The following is a 14917-nucleotide window of genomic DNA, read 5'->3' as shown; positions in this document are numbered from 1 at the left end:
TCCCCCTAATTGGCAAAACCATAGGAATCTGCAAAAAACTCCAGACCGCAATGCCGCGTTTCTCGTGAAAGTCCGCTTTCCTTTAGGCCCGGGAAGTCCAGATGGAGATCCTGAAAAACGGTATGATTATTATGGAAAACGGCGCCGGCCTCTAACCGGTCTGCAAATTCAAGTGCTTTGGATTCATCTTCTGTCCAAACAGAAGCCCTTAAACCAAATTCACTGTCATTTGCCAGGCTGATGACTTCCTCATCCTCTTTAAATGGAAGGATCGGAATGACAGGTCCAAACTGTTCAGCACGAACAATTTCACTTTTCTGATCCACACCGGTGATGATTGCAGGCAGTATGTAATAGCCTTTATCCCAGGACTCTGGATCAAGCTGAATCCCTCCTGTGATGACGGTAGCTCCGGATTTTCTGGCACGTTCGATCAGCCCATTCACATATTCGTACTGGGCCTTATTGTTCAAAGGCCCCATCTCGGCATCAGGCTGAATGCCGTTTCCAACCTTAATATGTTGAAATTCTTTTCTAAGCTTTTCTACCAGCTCCCCGTATCGGGATTCATGGACATAGATCCTTTTGATGGCTGAGCACACCTGGCCTGCTGCCCTAAGAACTCCGAAACGCAGTCGCTTAATAGCGCTTTCATCCAGATTGGCATCTTCGAGAATAATAGCCGCATCATTTCCGCCAAGCTCCATGTAGACATTTTTCACCGTGCCTGAAGCAGCACGCATGATTTCTTTCCCAGTCTCGGTACTGCCGACAAATGCAATGGTTCGGAGTCGCGGATCTGAGCAAAGCTTATTGCCGATCAGCCCTCCTGAACCAGTTACAACATTAATGACTCCATCAGGGAAATAAGAAGCCACTGTCTTGAGGAATGACATGATTGTTAGCGGACAGCTTGTCGCCGGCTTTACAACGACTGTGTTTCCGGCAAGAACAGCTGGGATCACCCGCTTAAACGTAAGGATCATTGGTGAGTTCCATGGAGAGATCACTGCCGTTACCCCACGGGGACGCTTTCGGATTTGGACCTTCTGGGAACCGGGAATGGATTCAGGCTTCCACCATTCCAAAAGCTCTTCGGCAGCTTCCTTCATAATATCAACACATCGCAGAAGGTCTTTTTTCGCTTCCACCAGCACTTTTCCATTTTCTCGGATCAGCAAAGTGACGTTCTCTTCGACACTTGCTTTAATCTCGTCGGCAGCGAGCTTCATCCGGTTTGCCCGGTCCTCAATCTCACTTTTCGACCAGGTTTCAAAAGCCTTTGCTGCAGCAGAAATGGCCAATTCAACCTGTTCTTCTGTACACAAGGCAACTTCGCCCACAACTTCCTGATGATCAGCCGGATTAAGAACATGGGCTGTATTTTCTGTCTGAATCCACTCTCCAGCTATTAAATATTTTCCTGAAACAAATGGATACGTCGAAATCATCCCAAATCACTCCCTTACAACTTTTTCGGTTTGAACGCTTCCGCCGCGCCAGGAGGCCCACCAAATGGTTTCGCCATTGGCCCGACTGCTTCCATATCCACTACGATCATGGATGGTTTTCTTCTTTCCATTGCCTTCTCCAGCTCGGATGAGAATTCTTCCGGAGAACCGATTTTTGCAGATGCAAATCCCATGGACTGAGCCAGCAAAACGAAATCGGGGCTAACTAAATCGACCGCAACCTGCCGTCCATAAGCGGCATCCTGAATATTTCGGAGAACACCATATCCTGCATCATCAAACAGGATGACGATTATCGGAAGGCTTTCCTGTATTGCAGTTGCCATTTCACCGACATTGACCATGAAGCCGCCATCTCCAGCTAATAAAACAACTTGTCTATCCTTACATCCCATTTGTGCTCCGATTGCAGTCGGCAAGCCTTGCCCAATTCCTCCGCCTGAAGCATGTATGGATGTACGCGGCTGATATATTTCAAATAATCGGCTGCCCCAGACATTTGCCTGTACCGTAACGTCACGCACCAATACAGTATCCCGCGGGAGCAATTTACGCATAGCATCAGCAATTTTTTCATATGGTCCAAGTGTTGCTCTCAACTGAAGACGCAGTTCTTTCCTTACTGATAGCACTTCTTCCAAATAATCTTTGGAAGGTGATAATGATTCCTTAGCCAATTCTTCATTTACTTTTCTCAATATAAGCTTAGCATCACCTGCCAGCCCAATGGCCGCGGCATAATTTCTGTTCATTGCCTGGAGATCAGCATCAATGCTGATATGATTTTCTGGAATTTCTATTTTCCAGTTGGAGGTTTCATTCCCTCTAAATCTGACTCCAATGCTGATCAGGAGATCCGATTTTTTCACTAAATCTTTTGTTAATTCAAATGATGCAAAGTGGCCAATACATTGAGGATGATCCTCCGGAATGCTGCCCTTTCCTGATTGGCTCGTAATAACGGCTGCCCCGATCCTTTCCGCAAGCTCCTGCAATTCTTTGGAAGCCCCGGAGCTAATGACGCCCCCACCTGCCCAAATGACCGGGCGGCGGGCCTGGCTGACTTTGGTTATCGCCTCTTTTGGAAGATACGATATTGAGCTGTTTTCCTGTACTGAAACATTCACTTCTTCCAATGAATAATCCGGTATAATTGCAGATTGGAAATCGATTGGAATTTCTACTGAAACAGGTCCTGAAGGTACAGCAGCAGCTTCCTTAATGGCTTGCCTGATAACCGCAGCTGCCTGTTCAGGCCTTCTTAGCCGCATAGCTTTTTTGCATGAACCCTCCATAATAGACAGCTGGTCTTTACACTCGTGAATATAGCCTCTTCCAGTTCCCAAATAGGGGGATGCAACCTCACCTGTTAAATGCAGGAGCGGAACCCCCGCTGCCCATGACTCAATCAGTGAACCAGCAGCGTTTCCTGCACCAGTTCCCGTACTCGTGATGACCACTCCCAATTTTCCTGTCGCACGGGCATAACCATCTGCCATATTTGCCGCACCGCTCTCCCCGCGGGAGCATACCAGATGAATTCTTCCATCACGGAGGATGGCATCATAAATCGGCATATTATGAATGCTTACAATCCCAAATGCCACCTCAACACCAGCACGGACGAGTTCCTTCACAACTGCATCTGCTGCAGTAAATTCCATTTGCACACTTGCTTTTACCGGTGCAATTACCAATTGTTCCTGTTGGCTCATCCTAATCATTCCTGCCTTTGCTTAATATTAAAGCGCTTTCCCCAGCGCTCCAGCTGTCTCAATGGTTGATCCTGAAACATAACTTGCCTGCTTTGAGGCTAAAAAGAGAATGACACTGGCTACTTCTTCTGCTTCTCCAACCCTGCCCAGCGGAATCTCCCGCTTTACTGCAAGATCTTTGTAATATTCCTCGGCATCCATATCAGGTGCATTTTTCAATCGTCTGCGTTCCCACTGGTCAGTACGGATTAATCCAAGACTTACGGAGTTGACCAGGATATTGTCTGATGCAAGCTCTTGGGAAAGCGTTTTACTTAAGTTTAAAAGACCTGCCCTTGTTGCGGCCGTAGCAACCATATGTCTTTCAGGTTCCTTTGCAAGCGTCGCATTAATATTGATGATCCTTCCGCCTCCGCGCCTCACTAAATATGGATGGACAGCACGTACCGCATGGATAATGGCAAAATATTTTAACTGAATCTGTTCCTGCCATTGCTCATCTGTAATATCAAAGAAATACCCCATAACACTTTGTCCAGCGGCATTAACTAAAATATCAATTCCTTCAAGCCGGGATGCTGCTGAATCGACAAAACGATTAACATCCTCTTTATTTGTTACATCACAAGTGGCGGCAAAGATTGATTCCCGTGGCCCGAAATGCAATAAATGGTCAAATGCTTTATCCTTCCTCTCTGCATTTCTGCCGCATACCGCAACTTTTGCACCTTCCTGAAGGAACATTTCTGCTGTTTTGAGGCCTACTCCCGAAGTCCCGCCCATTATGACTGCTGTTTTTCCTTTTAAACCAAAGTCCATCACGATACCCCTTTCAAATAGCTTTAGGTTAATGCATTCACGTTAACCCAACCTGGATCAGGCTTTCCGCCCATCGCTGCACGTGCTTCAGGTTTTGGAGGTCCGGCTATTCCCCATTGATCCATCAGGTGTGGAACCCTTTTCCATACTCGAGCCACCCATTCTTCCTCATCTTCAATGGTTTCTAAATAACACGTGTATTCCATGACAAATTTGGCAGGATCCTGAAAGTAACAGAAGATGTTATTTCCCGGTCCATGGCGTCCAGGCCCCCAAAGCTCCTGATAACCTGCTTTTCTGACGTTTGAAATCCCCCGCATGACTTCATCCACCGTGTCTACCTCATAGGCAATATGATTGACAGATGCATGCTGGTCCTGATTGAAGGCAAGTGAGTGATGCTTCCTGTTGCAGCGGAGGAAAGACATTTGATGTTCGCTCCAATCAGTTACCTTAAATCCTAAAATATTAGTATAAAAATCTGTAATCATATCCAGGTCTGCCGTATTCATGACAACATGATTCAGCTTCACCGGATCCACATTCTTCTTATTCCAGATAGTCGTGTGCATTTCCACCCATGCTGAAAGTTCAATGCAGCGGTTTTCCGGATCAGCAAAGCGAAGTCCGTACCCTTTACCTTCTTCATCTAAATAGCCCGGCGGTGAAATAACCGGGATACCCTTGGAAGCCAGAATCTCCGCTGCCCTGTCAACGGCGTTCTTATCAACCATTCCAAATGCAATATGGTGAAGCCCCGCTTTTTCTCCCCGCTTCAAATTTAAAATATGATTCTCTGAACCAGCACCCCTGAAATAGACAGAATCCCCATCCTCGGATACCTTATCAAGTCCCCAAATCTTCTCGTAAAACTCAGCCTGCTCCTCAAGAACTGGAGTAATGAGACTAATGTGCCTCAAGTGAGTAATACCTAACATCCTATGCACCTCCAAAATAATAGATTTACAATCCTCCGATCATTGGCTGCCGAGGAAACATTTTTTGTTAAAGGAACCGGGATGACCCGGCAGAGTTAAATTTAGCGGACCATCCCGGTTATATTCATTAGAGTGCCAGTTTGCCAGAAACTATTATTTTCCGTTGATGATAGCTTCTCTTTCTTTCGCACGCTGAATGCGCAGCTCTTCAAGAGCACTCCCTTTCGGATATGTAGGAAGATTTGGTTTTACTGCTCCAAGCATAACCAGCATTAACGCTTCTTCATCGCCATCATTATGAATGCCGCGGTACACTCCCGGAGGAGAACTGATGCAGTCACGCTCATTCAGACGAATTTCATGTACTTCATCCTTGCCTACTTCCTGGATAAGAGCCTTTACACTCCCTTTAAGAATAAAGAATACTTCTTCCACATCATCGTGAAGATGAAGAGGTCCAACACATCCAGCTGGAAGCACCATCGTGCTGAGTGTGAAATGTTCCGCTGCGATTACATTTGAATCATTATTCGCTGTTGCCCCGCGGCCAATATATCTCATTTGCGCCCTTTTGTACTTTGGATCAATTTCTTCTTGAAATTTAAGAACATTCCAGTCCAGTGATCGATCTTGCAGCCTTGCTACATATTTTTTTCGAAAGCTTGCACATCAAATTTTTCAGCTGACATATAATATCACTCCTAAATCTTTATTATGTTTTATATACAAAACAATGTTTTACTTACAGGTTAATAATAAATCCCAATATTTAATATGTCAATTAAAAATATTGAGAAAAATTAAATTATTAAAACTTTGTTTCAAATATGAAACTATTATACGATTACTTTTCTATTTGGAGGAATCTGCTCAATTCGAAGTTCAGCTGCCTCTTTTTTGATTGTAAATATATAAGCGATGAAGCCTAAGCTTGCTGCAATGATAAGCATAACAATCGATGGGCCAAAGTCCCCGCCTGCAAGGTCTCTCATCCATCCCATGATATAGCTTGAAAAACCGCCTAAAATATTAGTGAATCCCATAAGACCGGCAGCGCGCCCTGCTGTTTCCGGGGTTGAAAATTTTACGATAAATAAATTGCTTAAGTGGAACACCCCGCCTTGAGTTCCCATTGCGAGTCCCATACAAATACCAGCCAGAACCGGATGTGGTGCAAAAATAGCTGCTGTTAAGAAGACTGCCGTTAAACTGAACAGAATCGTGGCCAGCAAGCTTGGACGTCTTGTTTTGTCAGCCAAAAATCCGCAGGATAAGACAAAGCCCAGAGCAAACAGCCAGGATAATGAGGTAATCCCCGTCATTGCTTCTCTTGAGAAACTTTTCGCCTCAACGAGATAAGTAGGCAGCCAAATGCTGATTCCGAAAAACAAAAACGATGACATTAACATGCCAAACCAAACGATCCAATAGCGGTAGTCCTGTGCAAAGCTTTTCTTTGGTTTTTCAGTGCCATCAGACTTGCGGATATACGCAAGCTCTTCCTTATCAATTGCATAATGTTCTTCAGGAGTATCCCGAGTAAGGAACCAAAACATTGGAATAACAATAAACAGATTAAAAGCAGCTAGGAAGAAAAACGCAGCTTCCCAATGAAAGGTTGCAAGCACTAAAGTCAATATAACAGCACCACAGGCAGGTCCGAAATAATTGCCCGCGAGCCAGGTAGATTGTGCCCGGCCAAGTTCCCGCTGGTTAAACCAATTTGAAATGAATTTTCCGCAGACCGGAATCATCATCCCTTCACCGAATCCAAGAATTACCCTGCTGATTAAAAACATCTCATAGGAAGTTGCCAAACCGCCTGCAATCATGGTCGCAGTCCAAATGAACAGCCCGAATACAGCTGTTTTCCGCGGACCTGCTTTATCAATAACAAAGCCCCAGAATATATTTGAAACGGCGTAAGAGATAGTAAAGATAAATGTTATTAAGCCAATTTTGGCATTTTTGTCTGCCCCTGTAAGCCCCAGATCACTCATGAAGCCAGGATCCGTTTGAATAACCGAGATTCCCAGTTTATCAATTTGTCCAAAAAACCAGAAAAAGAATATAGGCACAGCAATATAGAGCCATCTTTTGTTCCCTTTCAGCATTTGTGATCCCCTTTCAAGAAACATATTCATTTTTTGTAATCGCTTTCAATTACTTTTCAAATATTATACTTCATAAGAAAAAATTTTTTGGGTGGTATTTTTTCCCTCCTTTCAGCAATATTATGTTTTACATACAAAACAATGTTTACCACTTATCAACAGTGTAAAGTTTTTCGAAAATTGAGTCAATGAAAAATTTTAATTTGTTTCATTTACTAAAAAATGTTTTATATACAAAACAAAAAAGCTTGCAGCAGCTGCAAGCTTTTAACCACTCTTTCTATTCTTATAAATGATATCCCATATATCCTGATAACTTTTTTGAAATCTCAAGCACTTTAGGCAGCGCTACTTGTTCAATAAACTCATCATGGAATGTTGTCTCTGTTGCTACAACATTAATAGCCGCCATAATGCTGCCGGTTTTATCAAATATGGGCGCCGCTACTGATTGAATCCCATGGTGAAGCTCTCCTTTTGTAATGGAGTATCCATTTCTCCTGATTATTTTAATTTCATTTTGAAAATCAGCCAGGGATGTTTTTGTCCGATCCGTATACGGTTTTAATTCGGATCCATAAAAAAGCTGTTTCAGCTTTTCCTGCGGCTGATAGGCAAGCAGCAATTTACCATTTGCTGTTGCATGAGCTGGAAGCCTCAGTCCGATATTGACATTAATAGCAGATACCCCTCTGACAGGAGCACTGCCAACATACACCACTTCATTCCCATCCAGAATAGATAAATGGCAGGAAGCCCCTGTTTCATCTCTTAATGTTTCCAAATATGGCTGGGCAATTTCCGGAAGTTTTAACGTACTTAAGTAGGAAAAGCCCAATTCTAATACCTGGGGCGTTAAACTATATCTCTTTGAGTTTTCGTCCTGGTCAAGATAACCAAGCGATTGGAGAGTATACAATAATCGATACGGGACTGTTCGGCTAACATTCAATTCTTTTGCAATTTCAACCAGTGACAGAGTTGGACGCTCCTCATTAAAGAGCTTTAAGATTTCCAGCCCCCGTACCAGAGCATTGGCATTATACCGCTCTTTCTCCTCTTTTGCCATGCAAGTCACCCCCTGTTTACATTTTTACTAACATATTAACAAAACCAGGAGAGAAATAGGAAATATTTCTCTATGGTTACCTTTCAGCTAATTCTTCTTTTTTGTATGCTCCCTGCAGGAAATTCAAAATAAGGGCATTAAAATAGTCCGCATTCTCCTGATAGCATAAATGCCCTGTTTTCGGAATGGTTTTCAGAATTGAATTAGGGATATACTGATGGAAAATTTCAGATTCGCTTACAGGAGTCACCTTATCCAATGCCCCGCAAATAACAAGGACAGGAACAGGAATGGAAGGCAAAATATCCATTTGATTTAAATTTGAAAGTGAAAAGGCCACAGAGCGATAGCCCATCGGCCTCACCTGGGACATGATGCGTTCTGCTTCCTTCTTTACTTCAGGATCCGGGTTTGGCGCAAGAAGTTCTTTTACCCTTAATTGAGCCAACTCCTTTGGATCCAATGTGTCAATATTATGTAAGCGGTTCTTCAGCTTTCTTTCGTTTTCTTCTTGACTCTGCCCCGCGGCACCGCGAGTGGCATCGGCTATGATCAGCCTGGTCACCATATCAGGATAACGGCTGCAGAAATCAAGAGCAATGGCTGAACCCATTGAATGGCCTAAAAGATTAACAGTTTTATAATGCAAACCGTCAATAAAGCCCTTTAAAACATCAGCAAATTGGCTGAACTGTGTAAATTCCTCCCTTGGATCAGAGCTCTTGCCATAGCCGGGCGCATCCCAGGCAATAACAGTAAATTCCTTACTTAACCCTTCCAGCTGCTTTTTCCAGGATTGTGAATTGTTTCCCAGCCCATGAAGAATAACAAGCGGCTCACCATTTCCTTCAACTTCATAATGAATCGTTAAATCATTCACTTCAATAAATGGCATTGTATAACCTCCACACATGTTTGTTTTGTAAGTAAAACAATGTTTCGGTTACCCCTATCATAAATCATATTCTGGAATAGTCAACTGAATAGTCAAAAAATATCTTGTCCTTTATATCATAGCCCCAGTCTCTTAAGCAACAATAAAAACCCGATCATTTAAGAACGGGTTTTTATTTCTGTAACTGGGCTTCTAATTATTGACCTTGTGCACCATTTGATGTAACTCTGCGTATGTGGTCCTCTTCGAAGTTGTTTTTTCTCGCATCTTGCACTTTATTGTCCAATAATGCCTTTTGGTCAACTTGTTCAGATGGTGTATTGTTTTTCTTGGACACGTTAAATACCCCCTATAAAATATTTTGATACCCGCTTAGTTTGATTTATTTTAGAAAAAATAAACATGAATATTTAATGGCTGCATCTGCTCAGTACATATATACTAGTAAACTTACAGCATTAAACCAACTTGTATCCTCATGATTGTAAACTTCGTTTTTTTAGGTTGACAAACATTTGTGTTAACCATAAAATGAAACCAGTTAACCTATTAATTTGAATTGGAGAGGTATTATGAAAGTTAAAGAGATGACTTATGTGGCTTTATTTGCAGCAGTAATGGGAGCACTTGGTCTTGTTCCTCCAATCATGCTATCTTTTACACCCGTTCCGATAACCTTGCAGACACTCGGTGTCCTTTTGGCCGGCGGTATTTTAGGCGCCAGACTTGGCGGAATCAGCATGGCAGTGTTTTTACTCTTGGTTGCTGCAGGTGCACCATTATTATCAGGAGGCCGCGGCGGCATTGGTGTATTCTTCGGGCCTAGTGCAGGGTATTTGATTTCCTATCCACTTACAGCATTTTTTATCGGGTATTTACTCTCACGCTTCAAAACGTTAAAATTAAAGAATATCCTGCTCATAAACCTGACTGTCGGCATATTCCTCATCTATCTTTTGGGAATTCCGGTACAGGCCTTTATGATGAATATTCCTTTGTCTGATGCGATTAAATTAAGCTTGGTTTATATTCCGGGAGATGTGTTAAAAGCGACGCTCGCTTCTTTCCTGGTATTCCGGCTGCTTAAGCATCCGATTATAAATAAGCAATTTTCTAAATCTCTGGAGACACTATAAGGTGTCTCCTTTTCCATAAGGAGAGGACAACCCGTTGACGAATATTACAGCAAATATTAAAAAACTCGCCGAAGAATCTCCAAATAAAGCAGCAATCATCTCGAAAAGCCAAACTTTAAGCTATAAAGAATGGAGCTCTCATCTCTGCAAAACTGCTAACTGGCTTCACTCTTTATCTGTAACCAATAAAACTGCAGCAATCCTGCTGCCAAATGGAATTCCTTTTCTGCAATTATTCACAGGTGCCTCCATGGCTGGATGGACAGCTGTACCTTTCGACTTAAAATGGAAGGCCGAAGAACTTAAGCAGCGGATTGAAATATCCAACCCTTCTATCGTGATCACAGGTAAAGAATACTATGATCAGATTGCCAGCCTGCACCCTTTCGTGCTTATCTGGGAGGATGCCATGGAGGAAATCTGCGGTCAAAGCACTTCGTTTCACATCGATTCAGAAAGGAACCGCCCATTTTATATGGGATTTACTTCAGGCACGACCGGCATCCCAAAAGCATTTATCCGCTCCCATAGATCCTGGGCAGCAAGCTTCAAGGTGAACCATCACGATTTTAAGATGAATGAGAAGGAACACGTCCTGATTCCCGGGGCACTTATCCACTCTCATTTTTTGTATGGCGCGATAAGTACGCTGTGTACGGGCGGAACGGTTCACCTGCTCGAGAAATTCAGTGCAGCCCAGGTTCTCTCATGTATCGAGGAGCAGCCCATCAGCACACTTTATACAGTTCCGACCATGGTTTCAGCTATTTTAAGAGAAAAAGAATCATAGAGAAGCCTATAAAAATCTTTTCCTCAGGTGCGAAATGGGATGAAACTTCGAAGCTGGAAATCAGCAAAATATTCCCCCAGCTCTCCATGATCGAATTTTATGGAGCCAGTGAATTGAGCTATGTAACATTTCTTGCGGATGAGGATATAGCAGGATCAGTCGGAAAGCCCTGCCATGGTGTTGAAATCGAAATTAGAGGAACAGACGGCCGGAAACTCGCTCCTTATGAAATTGGCAAAATATTTGTCAGAAGCGAACTTATTTTCGATGGATACCTTTCAAATGAAACAATCCATTCCATACAGGATCAGGATGGATGGGCCACCGTTGATGATATGGGCTATGTTGATAATAAAGGATATTTATACATCAGCGGACGTGAAAAGAACATGATATTATATGGAGCTATTAATATCTTTCCTGAAGAAATTGAGAAAGTGATCAGTCTGCACCCGGATGTCGAGGAGGTTGCTGTGATAGGACTGGAAGATCAATATTGGGGGCAAATTGCAGCTGCAGTCATCAAAGGCAAAACAGATGCCCTTGAGTTAAAGCGCCTATGTAAAAAACATTTAGCCTCATATAAGGTTCCCCGCAGATGGATTTTCACTGAAGAAATGCCCTACACAGCCGGCGGAAAAATTGCCCGTGCCCAGCTGAAGGAATCTTTCGAAAGAAAGGTGATTAGCCATTAAGAAAGCAGTGATTGTACAGGCAAAAAGAACACCTATTGGAAAAGTAAATGGGATGCTTAAGGACTATGAGCCCCATGAACTTGCTGCCCCGCTTCTGAATTATCTTGCTGAAGGAATGGAAGATAAAATTGATGATGTCATTTTGGGCAATGTCGTAGGACCTGGCGGGAATGTAGCCCGCTTGTCAGCATTGGAAGCAGGACTCCCTTTGTCTGTTCCGGGCTTAACCCTGGACAGGCAATGCAGTGCGGGTCTTGAAGCCATTCGATTGGCATGCTATTACATCCAGGGAGGTGCCGGGACTTGTTATATAGCGGGCGGTACCGAAAGTGCCAGCACCTCGCCCTTTTCCAAAAGGGCCCGCTTCTCCCCGGAAAAAATAGGAGACCCCGATATGGGTGCGGCAGCGGAAAATGTAGCCGAGAAATACAACATATCAAGGGAAAGTCAGGATACATATGCACAATTGAGCTATGAACGGAGCTGGGAAGCTTTCGAAAAGGGACTGCTGGCCGAAGAAATGATCCCAATTGGAAGACATCTGCATGATGAAGAGTTTTTAGAAAAAGAAAAATGGAAACTCTTCTTAAACGTGCAAAGCCTATATTTAAAAAGGATGGCACTGTAACAGCAGCTAACAGCTGCGGAATCCATGATGGGGCAGCTGCTGTGCTGGTGATGGAGGAAGAAACAGCAATAAAAAACGGCTACAGGCCCATTCTGCGTTTTGCCGATAGTGCAGTAGCAGGTGTACATCCCAACTATCCGGGATCTGCGCCTGTCCCAGCCATACAAGCTATCCTTGAAAGAAATTATTTAACAATTGACGATATTGATTTAATCGAAATTAATGAAGCATTTGCATCAAAAATAGCAGCATGCGCCAATGAGCTTTCCATTCCTTATGAAATACTGAATGTTAAAGGTGGTGCTCTAACAATTGGCCACCCTTATGGAGCTTCAGGAGCTGTGATGGTTACAAAATTATTTTATGAAGTCCAAAGAAGACCTCCTTCCAAATATGTATTAGCTGCCATTGGAAGCGGAGGCGGCGTCGGTGCTGCCGTATTGTTTGAAGGGGTATAATAAAACTTTAAGCTTGCCTGGAGTAGTGATATTCCAGGTTTTTTTGTATAATCACCGGAAATTGACACATTCGCACAAAGATAGCGACTGCTAGCATATTGATATTCGACATATATCAACTGATATCATCATGATAAACGTTTATTTTCTCTATTAATGTAAAATCATGCTGTTTCCTCAGCTGCCTTGATTATTACATAGGCGCCAAGAGAGGCACCAATGAATTCCAGCCATCCTCCTGCAGCCAGAAGCAGTCTTTTTTGGATACTCTCTTCATCTTCTATAAGAATTCCTATAGCGTCGAGGATGGCCGATACGGAAATAAATGAGTAGCCCAGAGTCTCGAGATTGCTGAGTATATTATTTTCCGAGTTTGCAACTCCCGCAGCTTCCAAAGCTGCCCCCATCGATTGAATGGTACTGCCCAGTGAATTAAAGCCTGCCACAGAAACTGATGGATTTTGTATTTCGATATTGTTTGCGGCAGTGTTGATGGAATTGCCGCCTGCCTGGGTAAAGCTCCCGATAATTCCATATAGATTTGCTTCTTCTTCATTTCCTTCAGCTGCACTTATCCTTCCAAATCCCTGCAGGCTATTGCCAACCGCCTGGACTCCGTTACCGTCCCGGATTAATTTTTTGTTCAAATTGTTTTCATCTGGCTTCATGGTTTCACCAATCGCAGAAATAAATGTGCCCGCAACCAAAAAATAAGCTCCGATTGTTAATAGCTCATCTCCTTCTAGATACATGATTACCCCTTTCTAAAGAAGTTCTTCATTTAGCCACACAGAAGTTTTTGAGTCAGGTTCATTGTTTTCTTCTCTGCTATCAGAAGAAATCTCCTGATTTTCCTCCTGAAGCTGGCCGATTACTGATAAAACAGAGCCGACTGCCTGAATCCAGCTTCCAACGGCAATAATGTTATTTGCGCTTTCTCCCGAATCTCCCCGCTCTTTTTCCCTGAGATTAATCGTGCCTCCATATGCCTGAAGGGAGTTGCCAATTGATTGAAGCAAGTTTCCATAAATATTAAAAAGCTGTCCGGCTGCAGTGGGATCTTCAAATTCATCTCCAAGTGCTGCGGCACCGCCAAGAGCCTGAAGCCAATTCCCTGCGATTACTAATTTATCCTCATTGTCTTCCTTTAAATCCAAAGTTAATCCGGCAATGACTATACTATTTCCGATTGCCTGTATCTCATTGCCGACCTTTTCAAGTGATGGCACGCTTTGCCCATCCGCCTGAAGAGCGTTACCTGTTCCTTGGAGGCTGTTTCCCACGATATCAAGCCCCTCAAAAAGTTTTTCCATTTTTTTCGACTTTACGGGTATGGTTGAGACAGCTGAAATGATCGTTCCGATCGCAGCTAAAGTGGCTCCGACGATCTCTTTTAGTTGATTGTCCATAACATACTCCTTAGCTGACGTATGTTAAATTATATTCAATTCATAAATAAGGGGTACGGAGTTGCGGAAATGACAGGAAGCAGTGCCGGGGTCCAAGCATGTAAACTGGGATTTGATATCCAAGGAAACGTCGAGCCAAAGTGCTTCGTGCCGGCTCCTCCGTGTTTTATGCTTTAGCTCCTTCATGTTCTTTTCTTTCTTTAGAGGAAAATTATTCATCTTAGAGTATTATCATTAATCCTTCCCATTGCGATGGTGCTGTAATAGTTGCCATCAGACAGCTGCTTATCCATTTTTAATATTCCTTCTATTTCAAAGCCATTTTGCTCATACAGCTTTATCGCTTTCTCGTTTGTTTCAAGAACATTTAAAGTAATCTTCTTAATATGATTAGAGTCCGCCCATTGAATAGACTGTGCTAATAGGTTTTTTCCAATAGCAAAGCCCCAGAATTCCTTGAGAACACATACACCAAATTCAACTTTATGACCGCTTCTTTTCAGTTCGCTGCCTTCACATCTGGAGAAGCCGGCAATTTTTCCATTCACTTCAGCAACCAGGAATATATTCCGGCTACTCATGGAATCTTTATTAATTAACTCTTTAAAACCTGTTTCTTCTATAAATGCTTCGCCTGCTTCCCGGTCCATATTCTCCGTTTCGCCATCAATCTGCACCCTTACTTTAGAAAGTTCCTTTGCATCTTCCTCGACAGCAGATCTAATAATGTAGTTCAGATTATTAACTATGTGTTCTTTTGATTTTATTATCATAAAAGT

15 protein-coding genes and 1 pseudogene are annotated in these 14917 nt (G+C 43.0%); 4 read left to right on the top strand and 12 right to left on the bottom strand.

All coding sequences use genetic code 11. From position 1 onward, the window contains the following. Nucleotides 1–5 precede the first annotated feature (5 nt). The 9 genes from M5V91_RS07080 to M5V91_RS07040 form a co-directional block, all read right to left on the bottom strand. Nucleotides 6–1451, bottom strand: a complete 1446-nt coding sequence (locus M5V91_RS07080; RefSeq protein ID WP_251174489.1) for an aldehyde dehydrogenase family protein — start codon at nt 1449–1451, stop codon at nt 6–8. Between the two features lie 14 nt (nt 1452–1465). Continuing rightward, on the bottom strand, nt 1466–3187 hold the full coding sequence (locus tag M5V91_RS07075) for a thiamine pyrophosphate-binding protein (RefSeq protein ID WP_251174488.1): 1722 nt from the start codon (nt 3185–3187) through the stop codon (nt 1466–1468). A gap of 27 nt (nt 3188–3214) precedes the next feature. Further along, nucleotides 3215–4006, bottom strand: coding sequence for an SDR family oxidoreductase (locus M5V91_RS07070; RefSeq protein ID WP_019381317.1), 792 nt, complete (start codon nt 4004–4006; stop codon nt 3215–3217). A gap of 23 nt (nt 4007–4029) precedes the next feature. Further along, nucleotides 4030–4944 carry a VOC family protein gene (locus M5V91_RS07065; protein WP_071157713.1) on the bottom strand — a complete coding sequence of 305 codons (915 nt, stop codon included), beginning with the start codon at nt 4942–4944 and terminating at the stop codon, nt 4030–4032. A 153-nt stretch (nt 4945–5097) separates the two neighbouring features. After that, entirely contained in the window at nt 5098–5505 is a 408-nt protein-coding gene (locus M5V91_RS07060) for a cupin domain-containing protein (protein WP_369425940.1), read from the bottom strand. 275 nt (nt 5506–5780) lie between these two features. Then, complete coding sequence (locus M5V91_RS07055; protein ID WP_251174487.1) at nt 5781–7058, bottom strand: MFS transporter; 1278 nt, start codon at nt 7056–7058, stop codon at nt 5781–5783. Between the two features lie 286 nt (nt 7059–7344). Then, nucleotides 7345–8127 carry an IclR family transcriptional regulator gene (locus tag M5V91_RS07050; protein WP_251174486.1) on the bottom strand — a complete coding sequence of 261 codons (783 nt, stop codon included), beginning with the start codon at nt 8125–8127 and terminating at the stop codon, nt 7345–7347. Nucleotides 8128–8203: 76 nt separating this feature from the next. Further along, nucleotides 8204–9022 carry an alpha/beta fold hydrolase gene (locus M5V91_RS07045; protein WP_009334276.1) on the bottom strand — a complete coding sequence of 273 codons (819 nt, stop codon included), beginning with the start codon at nt 9020–9022 and terminating at the stop codon, nt 8204–8206. 196 nt (nt 9023–9218) lie between these two features. Continuing rightward, entirely contained in the window at nt 9219–9359 is a 141-nt protein-coding gene (locus M5V91_RS07040) for a hypothetical protein (RefSeq protein ID WP_198286707.1), read from the bottom strand. Between the two features lie 235 nt (nt 9360–9594). Between M5V91_RS07040 and M5V91_RS07035 the strand changes: the two genes are divergently transcribed. From M5V91_RS07035 to M5V91_RS07020, 4 genes and pseudogenes are all read left to right on the top strand, one after another. After that, a complete protein-coding gene (locus M5V91_RS07035; RefSeq protein WP_019381312.1) occupies nt 9595–10158 on the top strand; it encodes a biotin transporter BioY in 564 nt (187 codons plus the stop codon). Nucleotides 10159–10192: 34 nt separating this feature from the next. Continuing rightward, entirely contained in the window at nt 10193–10948 is a 756-nt protein-coding gene (locus M5V91_RS07030) for an AMP-binding protein (protein ID WP_284521942.1), read from the top strand. Next, nucleotides 10867–11643: an AMP-binding enzyme gene (locus M5V91_RS07025; RefSeq protein ID WP_284521941.1), complete on the top strand. Its 777-nt coding sequence runs from the start codon at nt 10867–10869 to the stop codon at nt 11641–11643. Before M5V91_RS07030 ends, M5V91_RS07025 begins: the two co-directional genes overlap by 82 nt. Then, nucleotides 11639–12729: pseudogene (locus M5V91_RS07020) on the top strand (acetyl-CoA C-acyltransferase). The gene M5V91_RS07025 and the pseudogene M5V91_RS07020 overlap by 5 nt, the downstream one beginning before the upstream one ends. 164 nt (nt 12730–12893) lie before the next feature. Here M5V91_RS07020 and M5V91_RS07015 read toward each other — a convergent pair. The 3 genes from M5V91_RS07015 to M5V91_RS07005 all read right to left on the bottom strand — a co-directional run bounded on the left by M5V91_RS07015 (nt 12894) and on the right by M5V91_RS07005 (nt 14911). Next, nucleotides 12894–13481 (bottom strand): DUF6944 family repetitive protein, encoded by a 588-nt coding sequence (locus tag M5V91_RS07015; RefSeq protein WP_251174483.1) that lies wholly within the window; start codon nt 13479–13481, stop codon nt 12894–12896. 12 nt (nt 13482–13493) lie between these two features. Next, a complete protein-coding gene (locus tag M5V91_RS07010; RefSeq protein WP_251156984.1) occupies nt 13494–14138 on the bottom strand; it encodes a DUF6944 family repetitive protein in 645 nt (214 codons plus the stop codon). Between the two features lie 215 nt (nt 14139–14353). Next, the gene (locus M5V91_RS07005; RefSeq protein ID WP_251174482.1) at nt 14354–14911 is read right to left on the bottom strand and encodes a GNAT family N-acetyltransferase; all 558 of its coding nucleotides are present in this window, start codon (nt 14909–14911) and stop codon (nt 14354–14356) included. Nucleotides 14912–14917: the final 6 nt, after the last annotated feature.

It is taken from the genome of Cytobacillus pseudoceanisediminis (assembly GCF_023516215.1).
In the GTDB taxonomy this organism is placed as follows: Bacteria; Bacillota; Bacilli; order Bacillales; family Cytobacillaceae; genus Cytobacillus; species Cytobacillus pseudoceanisediminis.
This window is presented reverse-complemented; position numbering and strand designations above follow the sequence as displayed.